This is a genomic window from Pseudomonas libanensis (genome assembly GCF_001439685.1).
Lineage (GTDB): Bacteria > Pseudomonadota > Gammaproteobacteria > Pseudomonadales > Pseudomonadaceae > Aquipseudomonas > Aquipseudomonas libanensis.
In genome coordinates, this window is record NZ_JYLH01000003.1 from 345,153 (window position 1) to 361,990 (window position 16,838).

16 protein-coding genes are annotated in these 16,838 nt (G+C 61.3%); 8 read left to right on the top strand and 8 right to left on the bottom strand.

The window, feature by feature from the left end; genetic code table 11:
- Positions 1-41 precede the first annotated feature (41 nt).
- The 4 genes from trkA to def all read right to left on the bottom strand — a co-directional run bounded on the left by trkA (position 42) and on the right by def (position 4,274).
- Positions 42-1,415, bottom strand: a complete 1,374-nt coding sequence (trkA, locus tag TU73_RS06910; RefSeq protein WP_005783380.1) for a Trk system potassium transporter TrkA — start codon at positions 1,413-1,415, stop codon at positions 42-44.
- 22 nt (positions 1,416-1,437) lie between these two features.
- On the bottom strand, positions 1,438-2,748 hold the full coding sequence (gene rsmB / locus TU73_RS06915; RefSeq protein ID WP_057011560.1) for a 16S rRNA (cytosine(967)-C(5))-methyltransferase RsmB: 1,311 nt from the start codon (positions 2,746-2,748) through the stop codon (positions 1,438-1,440).
- Complete coding sequence (fmt, locus tag TU73_RS06920; RefSeq protein ID WP_057011561.1) at positions 2,745-3,698, bottom strand: methionyl-tRNA formyltransferase; 954 nt, start codon at positions 3,696-3,698, stop codon at positions 2,745-2,747. Before fmt ends, rsmB begins: the two co-directional genes overlap by 4 nt.
- Before the next feature lie 69 nt (positions 3,699-3,767).
- Complete coding sequence (gene def / locus TU73_RS06925) at positions 3,768-4,274, bottom strand: peptide deformylase (protein ID WP_020301426.1); 507 nt, start codon at positions 4,272-4,274, stop codon at positions 3,768-3,770.
- A gap of 135 nt (positions 4,275-4,409) precedes the next feature.
- Here def and TU73_RS06930 point away from each other — a divergent pair, with 135 nt between their 5' ends.
- The 3 genes from TU73_RS06930 to tsaC all read left to right on the top strand — a co-directional run bounded on the left by TU73_RS06930 (position 4,410) and on the right by tsaC (position 6,986).
- Positions 4,410-5,186 (top strand): hypothetical protein, encoded by a 777-nt coding sequence (locus tag TU73_RS06930; RefSeq protein ID WP_057011562.1) that lies wholly within the window; start codon positions 4,410-4,412, stop codon positions 5,184-5,186.
- Positions 5,187-5,249: 63 nt separating this feature from the next.
- Positions 5,250-6,353 carry a DNA-processing protein DprA gene (gene dprA / locus TU73_RS06935; protein ID WP_057011563.1) on the top strand — a complete coding sequence of 368 codons (1,104 nt, stop codon included), beginning with the start codon at positions 5,250-5,252 and terminating at the stop codon, positions 6,351-6,353.
- Positions 6,354-6,428: 75 nt separating this feature from the next.
- Entirely contained in the window at positions 6,429-6,986 is a 558-nt protein-coding gene (gene tsaC, locus TU73_RS06940) for an L-threonylcarbamoyladenylate synthase type 1 TsaC (RefSeq protein WP_043048265.1), read from the top strand.
- A gap of 105 nt (positions 6,987-7,091) precedes the next feature.
- On the opposite strand, the gene TU73_RS06945 is transcribed toward tsaC, so the two are convergent.
- Entirely contained in the window at positions 7,092-8,069 is a 978-nt protein-coding gene (locus tag TU73_RS06945) for an NADPH:quinone reductase (protein ID WP_057011564.1), read from the bottom strand.
- 160 nt (positions 8,070-8,229) lie between these two features.
- Here TU73_RS06945 and hemF point away from each other — a divergent pair, with 160 nt between their 5' ends.
- Positions 8,230-9,162 (top strand): oxygen-dependent coproporphyrinogen oxidase, encoded by a 933-nt coding sequence (hemF, locus tag TU73_RS06950; protein ID WP_057011565.1) that lies wholly within the window; start codon positions 8,230-8,232, stop codon positions 9,160-9,162.
- The gene (gene aroE, locus TU73_RS06955; RefSeq protein WP_057011566.1) at positions 9,162-9,980 is read left to right on the top strand and encodes a shikimate dehydrogenase; all 819 of its coding nucleotides are present in this window, start codon (positions 9,162-9,164) and stop codon (positions 9,978-9,980) included. The genes hemF and aroE overlap by 1 nt, the downstream gene beginning before the upstream one ends.
- A gap of 128 nt (positions 9,981-10,108) precedes the next feature.
- Here the strand turns inward: aroE and TU73_RS06960 are convergent, their stop codons facing one another.
- The 3 genes from TU73_RS06960 to betC all read right to left on the bottom strand — a co-directional run bounded on the left by TU73_RS06960 (position 10,109) and on the right by betC (position 14,291).
- A complete protein-coding gene (locus TU73_RS06960) occupies positions 10,109-11,677 on the bottom strand; it encodes a SulP family inorganic anion transporter (RefSeq protein WP_057011567.1) in 1,569 nt (522 codons plus the stop codon).
- A 160-nt stretch (positions 11,678-11,837) separates the two neighbouring features.
- Positions 11,838-12,758, bottom strand: coding sequence for a choline ABC transporter substrate-binding protein (gene choX / locus TU73_RS06965; RefSeq protein WP_057011568.1), 921 nt, complete (start codon positions 12,756-12,758; stop codon positions 11,838-11,840).
- Positions 12,759-12,776: 18 nt separating this feature from the next.
- Positions 12,777-14,291 (bottom strand): choline-sulfatase, encoded by a 1,515-nt coding sequence (gene betC / locus TU73_RS06970; protein WP_057011569.1) that lies wholly within the window; start codon positions 14,289-14,291, stop codon positions 12,777-12,779.
- A gap of 103 nt (positions 14,292-14,394) precedes the next feature.
- On the opposite strand from betC, the gene TU73_RS06975 reads away from it, so the two are divergent.
- From TU73_RS06975 to TU73_RS06985, 3 genes are all read left to right on the top strand, one after another.
- Positions 14,395-15,345, top strand: coding sequence for a choline sulfate utilization transcriptional regulator (locus TU73_RS06975; protein ID WP_057011570.1), 951 nt, complete (start codon positions 14,395-14,397; stop codon positions 15,343-15,345).
- Positions 15,346-15,375: 30 nt separating this feature from the next.
- The gene (locus TU73_RS06980; RefSeq protein ID WP_057011571.1) at positions 15,376-15,702 is read left to right on the top strand and encodes a DOPA 4,5-dioxygenase family protein; all 327 of its coding nucleotides are present in this window, start codon (positions 15,376-15,378) and stop codon (positions 15,700-15,702) included.
- Positions 15,703-15,878: 176 nt separating this feature from the next.
- Positions 15,879-16,838, top strand: a complete 960-nt coding sequence (locus tag TU73_RS06985; protein WP_057011572.1) for a 2-dehydro-3-deoxygalactonokinase — start codon at positions 15,879-15,881, stop codon at positions 16,836-16,838.

The following is a 16,838-nucleotide window of genomic DNA, read 5'->3' on the forward strand; positions in this document are numbered from 1 at the left end:
CTTGCCCGCGATGACGGCGGCAGGCTCACTCAATTTTTTAATCAGAAAAAACTCAGCCCCACGTGGAACAGCTTCTCCACATCGCGGATATGTTTCTTATCCACAAGGAACAAAATCACATGGTCACCCGTGGCGATCACCGTATCGTCGTGGGCAATGATCACTTCTTCATCACGAATAATTGCGCCAATAGTGGTGCCCGGCGGCAGGCCGATATCGCGAATGGCCTTGCCGATCACTTTGCTCGACTTCGAGTCACCGTGGGCGATGGCCTCGATGGCTTCCGCCGCGCCCCGGCGCAATGAGTGCACGCTGACGATATCGCCACGGCGCACGTGGGCGAGCAAGGTGCCAATGGTGGCCAGCTGCGGGCTGATGGCGATATCGATATCGCCACCCTGGATCAGGTCGACGTAGGCCGGGTTGTTGATGATGGTCATCACCTTCTTCGCCCCCAGCCGCTTGGCCAGCAGCGACGACATGATGTTGGCTTCGTCATCGTTGGTCAGGGCCAGGAAGATGTCGGCGTCGGCGATGTTCTCTTCCATCAGCAGGTCGCGGTCCGAGGCGCTGCCTTGCAGTACGACGGTGCTGTCGAGGGTGTCGGACAAATGCCGACAACGCGCCGGGCTCATCTCGATGATCTTCACTTGGTAGCGGCTTTCGATGGCTTCGGCCAGGCGTTCGCCAATCTGCCCACCGCCAGCGATGACAATGCGCTTGTAGCTTTCATCGAGCCTGCGCATTTCGCTCATGACGGCGCGAATATTCGCTTTGGCGGCGATGAAAAACACTTCGTCGTCGGCTTCAATCACCGTATCGCCCTGGGGCAGGATCGGCCGGTCACGTCGGAAAATTGCCGCTACGCGGGTTTCCACATTCGGCATGTGTTCGCGCAGCTGGCGCAGTTGCTGGCCCACCAACGGCCCACCGTAGTAAGCCTTCACCGCCACCAATTGTGCCTTGCCTTCGGCGAAGTCGATCACCTGCAAGGCGCCCGGAATCTCGATCAGGCGCTTGATGTAGTGGGTCACGACCTGTTCCGGGCTGATCAGTACGTCGACGGGAATGGCATCGTTATCGAACAGGCCGGCGCGGGTCAGGTAGGCCGCCTCGCGCACGCGGGCGATCTTGGTCGGAGTATGGAACAAGGTATGGGCCACCTGGCAGGCGACCATGTTGGTTTCGTCGCTGTTGGTCACCGCGACCAGCATGTCGGCATCGTCGGCACCCGCCTGACGCAGCACCGTCGGAAACGATGCGCGGCCTTGCACCGTGCGGATGTCCAGGCGGTCGCCCAGGTTACGCAGGCGCTCGGCATCAGTGTCGACCACGGTAATGTCGTTGGCTTCGCCGGCCAGATGTTCGGCCAGCGTGCCGCCGACCTGCCCTGCCCCAAGGATGATGATTTTCATCCAGTCACTCCCTTAAAACCATTCAGCCGCGCACGGCGGCGATCTTGATCAGTTTGGCGTAGTAGAAGCCATCGTGCCCGCCTTCCTGCGCGAGCAGTTGGCGGCCGTGGGGCTGCTTGATACCGGCGCTGGTAGCCAGGTCCAGCTCGCGCACGCCGCTGGTACGGGCGAGGAAGGCCTGGATGACCTCGGTATTTTCGGTGGGTAGCGTGGAGCAGGTGGCGTAAAGCAGGATGCCGCCGACTTCCAGGGTCGGCCACAGCGCGTCGAGCAGTTCGCCTTGCAGCACCGCCAGGGCGGCGATGTCGTCGGGCTGGCGGGTCAGCTTGATGTCCGGATGACGGCGGATCACGCCGGTGGCCGAGCAAGGAGCGTCCAGCAGGATGCGCTGGAATGGCTTGCCGTCCCACCACGCTGCGGTATCGCGGCCGTCGGCGGCAATCAGGTCGGCGCTCAGGCCCAGGCGTGCGAGGTTTTCTCGTACGCGTACAAGGCGCTTGGCTTCAAGATCCACGGCCACTACCCCGGCCAGGTCTTTTTCAACTTCGAGAATGTGGCACGTCTTACCGCCCGGCGCGCAGCAGGCGTCGAGTACACGCTGGCCGGGCGCCAGGTCGAGCAAGTCGGCGGCCAATTGCGCGGCCTCGTCCTGCACGCTGATCCAGCCTTCGGCAAAGCCCGGCAGGCTGCGCACATCGGTGGCGGCTTCGAGCACGATGCCGTCGGTGCTGTACGCGCAGGGTGTGGCGTTGATGTCGGTGTCGGCCAGCAACTGCAGATACGCATCACGGCTGTGGTGACGACGGTTGACCCGCAGGATCATCGGCGGGTGTGCGTTGTTGGCCGCGCAGATAGCCTCCCATTGCTCAGGCCAAAAGGCTTTAAGGGACTTTTGCAGCCAGCGCGGGTGGGCGGTGCGCACCACCGGATCATGCTCCAGCTCGGCCAGCAGCGCATCGCTCTCGCGCTGGGCGCGGCGCAGCACGGCATTGAGCAGGGCCTTGGCCCAAGGCTTTTTCAGTTTGTCGGCGCAACCGACGGTTTCCCCAATGGCGGCGTGGGCCGGCACTCGGGTATAGAGCAACTGGTAGAGGCCCACCAGCAACAGCGCCTCGACGTCAGCGTCCGCGGCTTTGAACGGTTTTTGCAGCAGCTTTGCCGCCAGCGCAGACAACCGAGGCTGCCAACGGGCGGTGCCAAAGGCCAGGTCCTGGGTGAAGCCGCGGTCGCGGTCTTCGACTTTATCCAGCTGGGTTGGCAGTGAGCTGTTCAGCGAAGCCTTGCCGTTGAGGACAGCAGCGAGAGCCTTGGCGGCGGCCAGACGTGGGTTCATTGAGCGGCCACCCCAAGGATGGTGCCCAGGGCAAATTTCTCACGGCGACTGTTGAACAAATCGCTGAAGTTCAGCGCTTTGCCGCCGGGCAATTGCAGGCGAGTCAGGCACAGCGCCTGTTCGCCACAAGCCACCAGCAGACCATCTTTGCTGGCGCCGATGATTTCGCCGGGAGTGCCTTTGCCATCGGCCAGGGTCGCGGCCAACACTTTCAAGGCTTCGCCGTTCAAAGTGCTGTGGCAGATCGGCCATGGGTTGAAGGCACGGACCAGGCGCTCCAGTTCCACGGCCGGGCGGCTCCAGTCGATGCGCGCTTCGTCCTTGTTCAGCTTGTGGGCGTAGGTGGCCAGGCTGTCGTCCTGGATTTCGCCTTGCAGGGTGCCGGCCGCAAGGCCTGCGATGGCCTGGATCACGGCGGGCGGGCCCAGTTCAGCCAAGCGGTCATGCAGGCTGCCGCCGGTGTCTTGGGCGGTGATCGGCGTGGTGACCTTGAGCAGCATCGGCCCGGTGTCCAGGCCGGCTTCCATGCGCATCACGGTCACGCCGCTCTCGCTGTCGCCGGCTTCAACGGCGCGTTGAATCGGCGCCGCACCGCGCCAGCGTGGCAGCAGTGAAGCATGACTGTTGATGCAACCCAGGCGCGGGATATCCAGCACCGCCTGGGGCAGGATCAAGCCGTAGGCCACCACCACCAGCAGGTCCGGTTTCAGCGCGGCCATTTCGGCCTGGGCCTCGGCATTGCGCAAGGTCGGTGGCTGCAGCACTGGGATATTGTGCTCCAGTGCCAATTGCTTCACCGCGCTCGGCATCAGTTTTTGCCCACGACCGGCCGGTCGATCCGGCTGGGTGTACACCGCGACGATGTCATAAGGGCTGGCAAGCAGCGCCTTGAGGTGTTCGGCGGCGAATTCAGGGGTGCCGGCAAAAACAATGCGCAATGGCTCGGTCATGGGCGTTCTCGGTTAAAAGCAGTCACAAAAGAAAAAGGCTTGCCGCAGCAAGCCTTTGGAAGAAGGGTATCAAGCTTGCTGGCGATGCTTTTTTTCCAGCTTTTTCTTGATCCGGTCACGCTTGAGCGTGGACAGGTAATCGACAAACAGCTTGCCGTTGAGGTGGTCGCATTCATGCTGGATGCATACCGCCAACAGGCCTTCGGCAACCAGTTCGAACGGCTTGCCATCACGGTCCAGGGCCTTGATCTTCACGCGCAGCGGGCGTTCGACGTTCTCGTAGAACTCCGGCACCGACAGGCAGCCTTCCTGGTATTCGCCCATCTCTTCGGTCAGCGGTTCGAACTCGGGGTTGATGTATACCCGAGGCTCGCTGCGATCTTCCGACAGGTCCATGACTACGACGCGCAGATGCACGTTGACCTGGGTGGCGGCGAGGCCGATGCCCGGGGCTTCATACATTGTTTCAAACATGTCATCGACCAACTGACGAACCTTGTCGTCCACTACGGCCACCGGCTTGGCGATCGTGCGCAGGCGCGAGTCGGGAAATTCGAGGATGTTCAAAATAGCCATAAGCGTAATTGCTGCACATGTGAGGTAGAGACCAATCGGCGGTGGGATGGACCCACACGGCCGGTGTGAAACGCTCGGAAGCCGCGAAGGCCATGACATTTCACGCGAACGCACATAATAAAGGAGATTGACCCCATGAGGAAATCGCTACTCGTCTTGCTGCTATGGGCCCCGCTTGCCACGGCACTGATTGCGCAGCCCACCGAGCGCCTGGGCCAGGTGCCGCAACAGGCTATCCAGCACTTCCTGCTGCATAACCGTATTCTCGATTCACCCCAGGACCTGGACAACGCACCTTACATTGTCGCGGTACAAGGCGGTCGTGTGCTGGGCGCCAACGGCGAGCGTATACATGCTCGCGGTAGCTTGGACCCGGCCCAGCCCAGCTATGGGATCTTTCGTCGGGGCAAGGCCTACATCGACCCTGACACCCAGGAGCTACTGGGAATCAACGCCAATGACATCGGCACCGCGCGCTTTTTGCTCGCCGACAACCTCACCACCTTGACGGTACAGAGGGTGACCCAGGAAATCCGCCCGGGCGACCGTTTGCTCCGTGCCGAACCGCCTGTCGAGCTGGCCAACCTGCAAGCAGCCAAATCAGCTCCCTTCATCGAAGGGCAAATTATCGATATTCCCAGGGGCATCACTCAGTTCGGCGTGCTGGATGCCGTGACCCTGAACAAGGGACGTCGCGATGGCCTGGTAGAAGGCCAATTGCTCACGGTGATCAAGACTGGCGCCACTGTGCGAGACGCCCTTACGGGCGTGCCGACCCGACTTCCCGATGAGCGGGCCGGCACCCTGCAGGTCTTTCGCACCTATGAAAAGCTCAGTTATGCCCTGGTGCTCAGTGCTTCACGCGCCCTGGCGATAAGGGACCGTTTTGAGGTCGCTCAACAATCACAATAAATAGCCTGCTAAATAAGTTACCAACAGAGTTATCCACAGCTTGTTCCGGTCAAGGATGATCAAATGAATCCGATAAACAGTAGTGAAATCTCTCCGGCAGAACTGGAAGCCCGGCTACGCTTGCACAGGCTGCCGGAACTGGGCCCGAAGCGTTTTCATACGTTGATTGAAGCCTTCGGCTGTGCCTCCAAGGCCATCAGTGCTCCTGCCAGTGCCTGGCGTTCCCTCGGCTTGCCCGCCATCAGTGCTGATGCCCGGCGTAGCCCGCAAATTCGTGACGGCGCCAGTGAGGCGTTGGCGTGGCTGGGCCACCCGGCCCAGCATTTGCTGATGTGGGACCAGCCTGACTACCCTGCACTGCTCGCCCAGATCGATGACGCGCCGCCGCTGTTATTTGTCGCGGGTAATCCAGGCATTCTGGAAAAACCCCAGTTGGCCATGGTCGGTAGTCGGCGGGCGTCGCGCCCGGGAATGGACACGGCCGCTGCGTTTTCCCGCAGCCTGGCGAGCGCCGGTTTTGTCATCACCAGCGGTCTCGCATTGGGCATAGACGGCGCGGCGCATCAGGCGGCACTGGATGTGGGCGGCCATACAATCGGCGTGCTCGGCACGGGCCTGGAAAATTTTTATCCACAGCGCCATCGTAAGCTTGCGGCGGCAATGATTGCCCAGGGCAGCGCGGTGGTTTCCGAGTTTCCGCTGGATGCGCCGCCTCAGGCCGGCAATTTCCCACGGCGCAATCGGATTATCAGCGGGCTCTCGCTGGGCGTCCTGGTGGTGGAAGCCAGCATGGCCAGCGGTTCGCTGATCACTGCGCGGCTGGCGGCGGAACAAGGGCGTGAGGTGTATGCGATCCCGGGTTCCATCCATCATCCCGGGGCCAAGGGCTGTCATCAGCTGATTCGCGATGGCGCAGTGCTGGTGGAAACCATCGAACACATTCTTGAAGGCTTGCGCGGTTGGCAAGCGGTGTCGCGTCCCGCGCCGCTGCCGGTTATTCACCCACTGGTAGCGCTTTTGCATGCGGCGCCGCATAGCAGCGAAGCCCTGGCGATTGCCAGCGGTCGGCCGTTGTCTCACGTGCTGGCAGCCCTTACGGAACTGGAGCTTGAGGGCCAGGTGACCTGCGAAAGCGGACGCTGGCTTGCGCGTTGCCAGCTTTTGTAGCCGTCAGTTCTTTGGAGCTGGGTTTTGTAACGAAGATCGGTAAACTGCCCAGAGCTTTAGTTCGGAGAGTAAACAATGGTCAACAGGTGGCGTGTGCTGGAAGCCGCACGGGAAATTCGCGCAGGCGCGGTGATTGCCTATCCGACCGAAGCGGTCTGGGGCCTGGGCTGCGACCCGTGGAATGAAGAAGCGGTGGATCGGCTGCTGGCGATCAAGAACCGGTCAGTGGACAAGGGCCTGATCCTGGTGGCGGACAATATCCGTCAGTTCGACTTTCTGTTTGAAGACTTCCCGGACACCTGGATCGAACGCATGGCCAGCACCTGGCCTGGACCTAACACCTGGCTGGTGCCCCATCAGGACTTGCTGCCGGAATGGGTCACAGGCATGCATGACACGGTGGCCTTGCGGGTCACGGACCACCCGTTGGTGCGGGATTTGTGCGCGCAGGTCGGGCCGCTGATTTCCACGTCGGCCAATCCTCAAGGTCGTCCGGCGGCACGCACGCGGATTCGCGTGGAGCAGTATTTCCGCGGGCAACTGGACCTGGTGTTGGGTGGCGCCCTGGGTGGGCGCAAGAACCCGAGCCTGATTCGTGACCTGGTGACGGGGGATGTGGTGCGGCCCTCCTAAGACCGAGGTGCGGCCATCGTGGGCAAGCCCCCTCCCACATGTTGGCCGCGTTGTCATGACGGACACAGATCAAATGTGGGGGTGGGCTTGCCCGCGATGACTCGCTTATGGCAACAGGATTGTTGAGCCGGTCGTACGGCGCCCCGACAACTCTGTCTGCGCCTTGGCTGCATCCGCCAACGAAAACCGCTGGTTGATATCAATGCGCACCTTGCCGCTTTTTATCATCGAAAACAGGTCATCCGCCATCGCCTGCAAGGCCTGCGGGTTGCTGGCATAGGTCGCCAGCGTCGGCCGGGTTACGTACAGCGAGCCCTTGGCCGACAGGATGCCCAGGTTCACGCCATCTACCGCGCCTGACGCGTTGCCAAAGCTTACGACCAAACCCCTTGGCGCCGTGCTGTCCAGGGAGGCCAGCCAGGTATCCTTGCCGACGCCGTCGTACACCACTGGGCACTTCTTGCCGTCAGTTAATTCCAGAACGCGTTGTGCGACGTTTTCCTTGCTGTAGTCGATGGTTTCCCAGGCACCGAGGGATTTGGCCAGGGCGGCCTTTTCCGGGGAGCTGACCGTACCAATCAACTTCACACCCAGGGCCTTGGCCCATTGGCAGGCCAAGGAACCGACGCCACCGGCAGCGGCGTGAAACAGGATAGTCTCGCCGCCTTTCAGCTCGTAGGTCTGGCGCAGCAGGTACTGCACGGTCAGGCCCTTGAGCATAGCGCCGGCGGCCTGTTCAAAGCTGATGTCCTCCGGCAAGTGCACCAGGTTTGCGGCGGGCAGCACATGCAACTCGCTGTAGGCCCCCAGCGGGCCGCTGCCGTAGGCAACGCGGTCGCCGACCTTGAACTGGGTGACTTCACTGCCAACGGCATCCACCACACCGGCGCCTTCCGCGCCCAGGCCCGATGGCAGGGCGGGCGGTGCGTAGAGGCCACTGCGCAAATAGGTATCGATGAAGTTCAGGCCGATCGCCTCGTTACGCACGCGAACCTGCTGCGGGCCAGGCTCCGCCGGCGTGTAGTCCACATATTCGAGAACTTCGGGGCCGCCATGGGCGCTGAACTGGATACGTTTGGCCATTTGCATTTCTCCTGAGGTTGCATTCGCGTAGCCCCCTATCCCACTCCTAAGCTTGACCTTCGTCAACTGCGGCGCAATGGAATGCAGTGGTATCCTGTGCGCCCATTTGCCGCCGACGCCCAATGGCCTCGCGTAGCTTTGCCCGATTCAAGGTGATGCCATGACTACCCGCACCGAGGCTGTTAAAGCCTACCTGCTTGACCTGCAAGATCGCATTTGCAGCGCCCTGGAAACCTTCGAGACGGACACTCGCTTTATCGAAGACGCCTGGACCCGGCCTGCCGGGGGCGGCGGTCGCACCCGTGTGATCGAGAACGGTGCGGTGATCGAAAAGGGCGGCGTCAACTTTTCCCACGTGTTTGGCAGTGGCCTGCCACCGTCGGCCAGCGCCCATCGCCCTGAGCTGGCCGGTCGCGGCTTCGAGGCCCTGGGCGTGTCGTTGGTGATCCATCCGCACAACCCGCATGTACCGACTTCCCACGCCAACGTGCGCTTTTTCATCGCAGAAAAAGACGGCGAAGAACCGGTGTGGTGGTTTGGTGGCGGCTTTGACCTCACCCCGTACTACGGCAATGAAGAAGATTGCGTCCACTGGCACCGCGTGGCCGAGCAGGCCTGTGCGCCGTTTGGCCCGGACGTGTACTCGCGCTACAAAGCCTGGTGCGACACCTACTTCCACATCAAGCATCGCAATGAGCCTCGTGGTATCGGCGGCCTGTTCTTCGATGACTTGAACGAGTGGGGCTTCGACACCTGCTTTGCCTTCATTCGCGCCATCGGCGATGCCTATATCGACGCTTACCTGCCGATTGTGCAGCGCCGCAAGGCTATGGCCTATACCGAGCAGCAGCGCCAGTTCCAGGAGTTCCGCCGCGGCCGCTACGTTGAGTTCAACCTGGTCTATGACCGTGGCACCTTGTTTGGCCTGCAATCGGGTGGGCGCACCGAGTCGATCCTGATGTCGCTGCCACCCCAGGTACGTTGGAGCTATGACTGGAAGGCCGAGGTCGGCAGCGAAGAAGCGCGCCTTACCGACTATTTCCTGCAAGACCGCGATTGGCTCGGCGCCGTCGCGCCCAAGGCGGCGGTGTGATGGATCGTTATGTCGTGTTCGGCAACCCCATCGGCCATAGCAAATCGCCGCTGATTCACCGTATGTTCGCCGAGCAGACCGGCGAACAACTGGACTACAGCACCTTGCTCGCGCCGCTGGAGGGTTTTACCCATTGCGCCCGTGAGTTTTTCCAACAGGGCCGTGGCGCCAACGTGACCGTACCCTTCAAGGAAGAAGCCTACCGTCTGGCCAACACCTTGACCGAGCGTGCCCAGCGCGCCGGGGCGGTGAACACCCTGAGCAAATTGACTGACGGCACATTGCTGGGCGACAACACCGACGGCGCCGGCCTGGTGCGCGACCTGACGGTGAACGCAGGGCTTAACCTGCATGGCAAGCGCATCCTGTTGCTGGGTGCCGGCGGTGCGGTGCGCGGTGCACTGGAGCCGTTGCTGGCGCAGCAACCCTCATCGTTGATCATTGCCAACCGCACCGTGGAAAAGGCCGAGCTGCTCGCTGAGCTGTTCGATGACCTGGGCCCGGTGTCTGCCAGTGGTTTCGACTGGTTGCGTGAGCCGGTGGATGTAATCATCAACGCTACCTCGGCCAGCCTGGCAGGCGATGTACCGCCGATTGCCGGCAGCCTGGTCGAACCGGGCAAGACGTTCTGCTACGACATGATGTACGCCAAGGAACCCACCGCATTTTGCCGTTGGGCCACGGAACACGGCGCAGCGGTGGCAATGGACGGCCTGGGCATGCTGGTGGAACAGGCGGCCGAAGCCTTCTTCCTGTGGCGCGGCGTGCGCCCGGATTCGGCGCCGGTGTTAGCCGAACTGCGCCGTCAATTGGCCTGATCCCACACGCTGATGTGGGCACAATTAATGTGGGAGCTGGCTTGCCTGCGATAGCAATAGGTCAGTTACCCATGTGCTGGCTGATCCACCGCTATCGCAGGCAAGCCAGCTCCCACAGTTGATCGGGTTTAGTCTTCGAAATGGAGGGGGCAGTTATCCGACCCCTCCAGCTTCATCAATTCCTCAACCACCTGCGGCCTGGCCCCACGCAACGTCAAGCTACGGCCCAACCCCGCCAACCGCCGCGCCTCCTGATGCAGCATCTCCACCCCGGAATAGTCGATAAAGTTGATCTGCTGCGCCTCGATCACCACCCGCTCGCCCTGCAGGCTTTGCAGTCGCACTTGCAGGTAATGGCTGGCACCAAAAAAGATCGAGCCGCCCACCCGCAACACATCCTCCTCACCGTCGCGCCATTGCTGAACCCGTGGTTGCGAGGTGCGCTTGAGGTAGAAAAACAGCGACGCCAGCACCCCCGCATAAATGGCCGTTTGCAGTTCCAGCAGCAAGGTGGCGACACACGTCAGGCTCATCACCACGAATTCGGCGCGACTGACTCGGAATAATGCTCGAATGCCCCGGTGGTCTATCAGGCCCCAGCAAATCAGCAGGATGCTCGCCGCCATGCTCGGGATCGGGATATGCGCGATCAACGCTGCGCCAAATAACGCGAATAACGCCACCCAGAGGGCGGAAAACACCCCCGCCAACGGCGAGCAGGCGCCCGCCTCGTAGCTGAGGCCCGAGCGGGTGAAGGAGCCCGCCGACAGGTAACCGGAGAAAAATCCGCCGACGATGTTGGATAAACCCTGGGCGCGCACTTCCTGGTTGGCGTCGAGCAACTGTTGCGAGCGGGCTGACAGCGAACGGGCAATCGACAGGCTGGTCACCAACCCCAACATCCCCACCGCTACGGCGCTGGGCAGCAAGCGTAACACCAGGTCCAGGTCCATCGGCAACGGGCTGAACGGCGGCAGCTTGCCGATAAATGCACTGACCAGCGCCACATGCCCGAACAGTGCCGGCCACAGCCATACCGCAAGGCTGCCTAGGGCCAGGGCGATCAGCAGCGTTGGCCAGCTTGGCACCAGATACTTGAGTAATGCACCGGCCAGTAAAGTGCCAAGCCCAAGGGCGAGGGACGCGTGGTCCCATTCTGCGCCATGGTCGATCAGCGTCAGCAGGCTATTGATGGCTGTGGCCTGGCTCGGCAAATCCAGCCCCATCAGATTGGGCAACTGCCCCAGGGCGATGACCACGGCCGCGCCCAGGGTGAAACCCAGCACCACCGAATGGGAGACAAAATTCACCAGCGCGCCGAAGCGCAGCAAGCCGAGCAGCCACTGGAATACCCCGGCGAGGAAGGTCAGCAACAGGATGAGGGTGATGTAGTCCTGGGAACCTGGCACGGCCAATGGGCTGATGCTGGCATAAAGCACAATGGAAATGGCTGCCGTAGGCCCGCAAATCAGGTGCCAGGATGAGCCCCACAGACAGGCGATCAATACCGGGATGATCGCGGCATAGAGCCCGTATTCCGGTGGCAGGCCGGCGATCAGTGCGTAGGCAATCGACTGCGGCAGGGCAAGCACGGCGCCACTGAGGCCGACGATCGCATCCCGGCCGACGCTGGCGCGGGTTTGGCGCGGGAGCCAGCTGAGGAAGGGGAAGAGTGTATGGCGGTTGGGCCGGGGCATTTATAACTCGGCTGAAAAGGTTTGACTCAGGGTATCAGTACACACCGGCTCCTTGTGGGAGGGGGCTTGCTCCCGATAGCGGTGTTTCAGCCCATACATTCATAGCTGATAGGCCGTCATCGGGGGCAAGCCCCCTCCCACATTTGGATCGCGGCGCCTCTTAGAGTTTGGCTTTTACCGCCGGTAATGCATCCTGGCCATCGATGGTTTTCACGCCGTCGAGCCACTTGTCCAGCACCGCCGGGTTGGCCTTGATCCACGCCTTTGCCGCCTCGGCATTGCTGACCTTGTTATTGGCCACCTCAGCCATGATGCTGTTCTCCATCTCCTGGGTAAAACTCAGGTTGGTGAGCAGTTTTCCCACATTCGGGCAGGCTTGTGCGTAACCCTTGCGGGTCAAGGTATACACGCTGCCGGTGTCGCCAAAGTACTTTTCGCCGCCCTTGAGGTAACGCATTTTCAACTGCACGTTCATCGGGTGTGGAGTCCAGCCGAGGAAGGTGACGAAACGCTGTCTCTTCACCGCCCGCGAGACTTCGGCGAGCATCGCCTGTTCGCTGGATTCGATCAGCTTCCACTGGCCGAGATCAAAGTCATTTTTCTTGATGATCTCCTGCAGCGAGATATTCGCTGGCGCGCCAGAGCCGATGCCGTAGATTTTCTTGTCGAACTTGTCGGCAAACTTGTTCAGGTCTGAAAAGTCATGCACCCCGGCGTCCCATACATAATCCGGCACGGCGAGGGTGAACTCGGTGCCCTCGAGGTTTTTCGCCAACTGCACCACCTCGCCGTTGGCCACGAACTTGTCATAGAAGCCCTGCTGCGCGGGCATCCAATTACCCATGAACGCGTCCACCTGGCCGTCCTTGAGCCCGCCAAAGATAATCGGCACCGCCAGGGTGTCGACCTTGGGCTTGTAGCCCATGCCCATCAGCAGGAAACCCGTGATGGCGTTGGTGGCGGCAATGTCGCTCCAGCCCGGATCGGCCATTTTTACCGCTTCACAACGGGCGTCCGCGTACACATGGGCGCTGCTTAAGGCGAGTACCGCTACGCTTAGCACCACAGTCAACTTTTGCATGGCCTTCCCTCTGTTTATTTATTGGTTTTGGCAGGGTTGTGGATAACGTGCCTTGCGCTCCAGGTCGTCGAGGTCGATATGGTTGCGCATGTACTGCTGACTGGCGTCCACCAGTGGCTGGTGGTCCCAGCTCTTCAGCTTGCCTTGGGTCAGCGCCTCGAACACCAGGCGACGACGGCGTTGACTGGCGAGCACCTGCTGATGGATCGCCGGTATGTCCCATTTAGCCCGCGCTTCACGCAAAAACGCTTCGAACAACACCCGGTGTTCCGGTGACTCGCTGAGGTTCTCCCGCTCGTGCGGGTCGTTGTGCACATCGAACAGTAGACAAGGATCGTCTTCGCTGTAGATGAATTTGTAGGCGCCCCGGCGGATCATCATCAACGGGCTGATAGTGCCTTCGGCCATGTATTCGCCAAACACTTCGTCGTGCCCGCCCTGCCCCTGCAAGTGTGGGACCAGCGAACGGCCGTCCAGTGGCAGGCGAGGGTCCAGTTCGCCGCCGGCCAGTTCTACCAGGGTCGGCAACAGGTCAGCGGTGGACACGGCCTGAGTGACGCGGCCAGCGGCGAACTGCCCCGGCGCACTGATCAGCAGCGGTACGCGGGCGGCCATTTCGAACCAGTGCATTTTGTACCAGAGGCCGCGTTCGCCGAGCATATCGCCGTGGTCGCCGGAGAAGATGATGAGGGTGTCCTCGGCCAGGCCGGTGTCTTCCAGGGTTTGCAGGAGCTTGCCGACGTTGCTGTCGATGTAGCTGCACGCCCCGAAGTAGGCGCGGCGCGCATCGCGGATCTTGTCCATAGGCAGCGGTTTGTCCCACAAGTCATAGACCTTGAGTAGCCGTTGGGAGTGTGGATCCAAATCTCCTTGCGCCGGCGTTGCAGGCAAAGGGATGTCGGCGTCGTCGTACAGATCCCAGAACGGCTTGGGAATGGTGTAGGGGTCGTGGGGATGGGTCATCGACACGGTCAGGCAGAACGGCTGGTCGCCGTCCTCGCGAATATGATCGAACAGGTACTGCTGGGCCTTGAACACCACCTCTTCGTCGAAATCCAGCTGGTTGGTGCGCACACACGGGCCGGCTTGCAGCACCGAGGACATGTTGTGGTACCAGGTGGGGCGTACGTCCGGTTCATCCCAGTTCACTGCCCAGCCATAGTCGGCGGGGTAGATGTCGCTGGTCAGGCGCTCTTCGTAGCCGTGCAATTGGTCGGGGCCGCAGAAGTGCATCTTTCCCGACAGCGCGGTGCGGTAGCCGAGGCGCCGCAGGTAGTGGGCATAGGTCGGCACATCGGCGGGGAAGTCGGCGGCGTTGTCGTAGGCGCCGATCTTGCTCGGCAACTGGCCGCTGACCAGGGTGAAGCGCGACGGCGCGCATAACGGGCTATTGCAATAGGCAGCATCGAACACCACGCCTTGAGCGGCGAGGCGGCTGAGGTTGGGCAACTTGATCGGGGACGGCCCGTAGAACGGCAGCATTGGCGCGGCCATTTGATCGGCCATGATGAAAAGAATGTTCTTGCGCTTCATGGTTTCTCAGCATTCCATAGGCGGTATTTATGCGAATGAGCATGCGGCCCATTAAACATGGGGTAAAGCCCATGCAAAGCAATGTCTAGGATAAGTTGAGCTTATGTATAACGCGCTGGGTAACCTCTCTCTCGACCTGCTGCGTGCCTTTGAAGCGGCAGCGCGGCATCGTAGTTTCACCGCCGCCGCGATGGAGCTGGGCACTACTCAACCGGCCGTCAGCCAGCAGATCAAGCGTCTTGAAGAGCAATTGGCGATCCGCCTGTTTGACCGCATTTATCGCGGTATCGAACTGACCGACGCCGGCGCGTTGCTGTTCGAGCATGTGCAAAGCGGCTTGCAGAGCATCAACCAGGGCCTCGGCGCCATTTCCCAGCAAGACCAGCATGAAGTGCTGCAAGTGGCCACCGACTTCGCCTTCGCTGCCTATTGGCTGATGCCGCGCCTGCACCGCTTCCACCAGGCCAACCCGCAGGTGGATGTCAGCCTGGTGACCAGTGAGCGCAACCACGCCACCCTGCGCAGCGATATCGATGTGGCGGTGTTGTTCGGCGATGGCCGCTTCAAGCAGGGCGACAGCCTGTGGTTGTTCAACGAGGAAGTGTTCCCGGTGTGCAGTCCGCAATGGCTCAAGGACCAGGCAGCACCGCTGACCGTGCAGGCCTTGCAAGATTGCCCGTTGTTGCACCTGCGCCAGGAAAACAACAGCCGGTGGTTCGACTGGAGCGGGGTGTTCCGTGAACTGGGTATCACGGCCGCGCCGACCCCTGGTCAGTTGCGTTTCGACAACCACACCTTGCTGATCCAGGCCGCGATTGCCGGCCAGGGTGTGGCCATCGGCTGGCGCCACCTGGTGGATAACCTGCTGGAGCAAAACTGGCTGTGTCGACCGATCAGCGACACCGTGACCTCGCGGTTTGGCTATTACGTGGTGCAACCCCAGCGCAAACGCCGGGGGCAGTTGGTCGAGCGCTTTGTCGAGTGGCTGGTCGCTGAACAGGCCAGCAGTGCGCAGTCGTTGACCGGGCTGGCCCTGCCATCGATTGCGGTCTAGGATCGGCGCATATTGGATCCGGAGTCCGTCATGCAACGTATCAAGGGCTACCACGCCCACATCTACTTCGATGCCAGCACTATCGAACAGGCCCGTACCCTATGTGAAGACGCGGCCAGGCTGTTTCCCCTGCGCATGGGCCGTGTGCACGAGAAGCCGGTGGGCCCGCACCCGGATTGGAGCTGCCAGCTGGCGTTCGAGCCGGAATACATTGGTGTGGTGTTGCCGTGGCTGGCGCTGCACCGCAATGGTTTGGTGGTGTTCCTGCACCCTGAAACCGGCGATGACTTGAAGGACCACACCGACTACGCGATTTGGATGGGTGCCATGCGCGAGTTGGATTTGTCGATTTTTTAACCTTCCTTATCAGATAAAGCCTTGCGTCTCTGTCGCAGAAATCCGGGAGAGCTGTAGGACTTATCTTGTCTTGTCTCACTATATGGGATTGATATTTATATATTGAGATATCACTGGTCGTAGGTTTATATTCGCCCATCTGCTTTTTTCAGCACCCACTCATTTCAGGTGAAGCGATGCAGGCGCAATTGATCGCGCTCGATTGGGGGACCAGCTCCCTTCGTGCTTACAAACTCGGCTCCGCAGGTGTGGTGCTGGAACAACGCTCGCTGGCCTTGGGCATCATGCATTTGCCCAGCGAACCCCGGAAGATCGCCGGCGTTGACTGTGCTGACGGTTTTGAGTTGGCGTTCGATGACGCCTGCGGCGATTGGCTCGACGCCCAGCCGAGCCTGCCGGTGATCGCCTGCGGCATGGTCGGCAGCGCCCAGGGTTGGAGCGAGGCGGCTTATCGCAGTACCCCTGTGGACGTCGCCAGCCTCGGCCAGGCGCTGCACTGCGTGCGTAGCTTGCGCGGGATGGATGTGCATATCGTGCCGGGGGTAATCGAACAGGTTGGCCTGCCCAATGTGATGCGCGGCGAAGAAACCCAGGTGCTCGGCGTGCTGCAAGGCCTTGGGGCCCAGGTGCTGATTGGGTTGCCTGGCAGCCATTCCAAATGGGTCGAGGTGGTCGAAGGTCGCATTACCCATTTCGACACTTTCATGACCGGCGAACTGTTTGCGGTATTGAGCAAGCACAGCATCCTGGGCCGCACCCAGCAACCGTGCGAGCAATTCCAGGCCGTGGCGTTCGATCGCGGTGTGCAGGTGGCGCTTTCAAAAGACAGCGAGCGTGGCGTGCTGTCGACGCTGTTCAGTGCCCGCACCCTGGGGCTGACCGCTGAACTGGCGCCCGAGCAGCAGCCCGACTACCTCTCCGGCCTGCTGATCGGCCACGAACTCGCCGGCTTGCCAGACAGCGCCAAACACAAACCAATCATCCTGGTGGGCGCGGCCCCCCTCTGCGCCCGCTATCAACGCGCCCTCGCCCTTTGCGGTTTTGCCCATGTGAGCCTGGCGCAGGAAGCCACCGAACGCGGCCTGTGGCAATTGGCCGTGGCGGCTGGGCTCATTCAACCTGTAACGGAGGCCTGA

Coding starts and splice junctions, on each gene's coding strand:
- TU73_RS06985 (WP_057011572.1), top strand. CDS start 15,879: ATGCAGGCGCAATTGATCGCGCTCGATTGGGGGACCAGCTCCCTTCGT.
- def (WP_020301426.1), bottom strand. CDS start 4,274: ATGGCTATTTTGAACATCCTCGAATTTCCCGACTCGCGCCTGCGCACG.
- dprA (WP_057011563.1), top strand. CDS start 5,250: ATGAATCCGATAAACAGTAGTGAAATCTCTCCGGCAGAACTGGAAGCC.
- TU73_RS06980 (WP_057011571.1), top strand. CDS start 15,376: ATGCAACGTATCAAGGGCTACCACGCCCACATCTACTTCGATGCCAGC.
- TU73_RS06975 (WP_057011570.1), top strand. CDS start 14,395: ATGTATAACGCGCTGGGTAACCTCTCTCTCGACCTGCTGCGTGCCTTT.
- aroE (WP_057011566.1), top strand. CDS start 9,162: ATGGATCGTTATGTCGTGTTCGGCAACCCCATCGGCCATAGCAAATCG.
- tsaC (WP_043048265.1), top strand. CDS start 6,429: ATGGTCAACAGGTGGCGTGTGCTGGAAGCCGCACGGGAAATTCGCGCA.
- choX (WP_057011568.1), bottom strand. CDS start 12,758: ATGCAAAAGTTGACTGTGGTGCTAAGCGTAGCGGTACTCGCCTTAAGC.
- TU73_RS06960 (WP_057011567.1), bottom strand. CDS start 11,677: ATGCCCCGGCCCAACCGCCATACACTCTTCCCCTTCCTCAGCTGGCTC.
- hemF (WP_057011565.1), top strand. CDS start 8,230: ATGACTACCCGCACCGAGGCTGTTAAAGCCTACCTGCTTGACCTGCAA.
- betC (WP_057011569.1), bottom strand. CDS start 14,291: ATGAAGCGCAAGAACATTCTTTTCATCATGGCCGATCAAATGGCCGCG.
- rsmB (WP_057011560.1), bottom strand. CDS start 2,748: ATGAACCCACGTCTGGCCGCCGCCAAGGCTCTCGCTGCTGTCCTCAAC.
- TU73_RS06930 (WP_057011562.1), top strand. CDS start 4,410: ATGAGGAAATCGCTACTCGTCTTGCTGCTATGGGCCCCGCTTGCCACG.
- fmt (WP_057011561.1), bottom strand. CDS start 3,698: ATGACCGAGCCATTGCGCATTGTTTTTGCCGGCACCCCTGAATTCGCC.
- trkA (WP_005783380.1), bottom strand. CDS start 1,415: ATGAAAATCATCATCCTTGGGGCAGGGCAGGTCGGCGGCACGCTGGCC.
- TU73_RS06945 (WP_057011564.1), bottom strand. CDS start 8,069: ATGGCCAAACGTATCCAGTTCAGCGCCCATGGCGGCCCCGAAGTTCTC.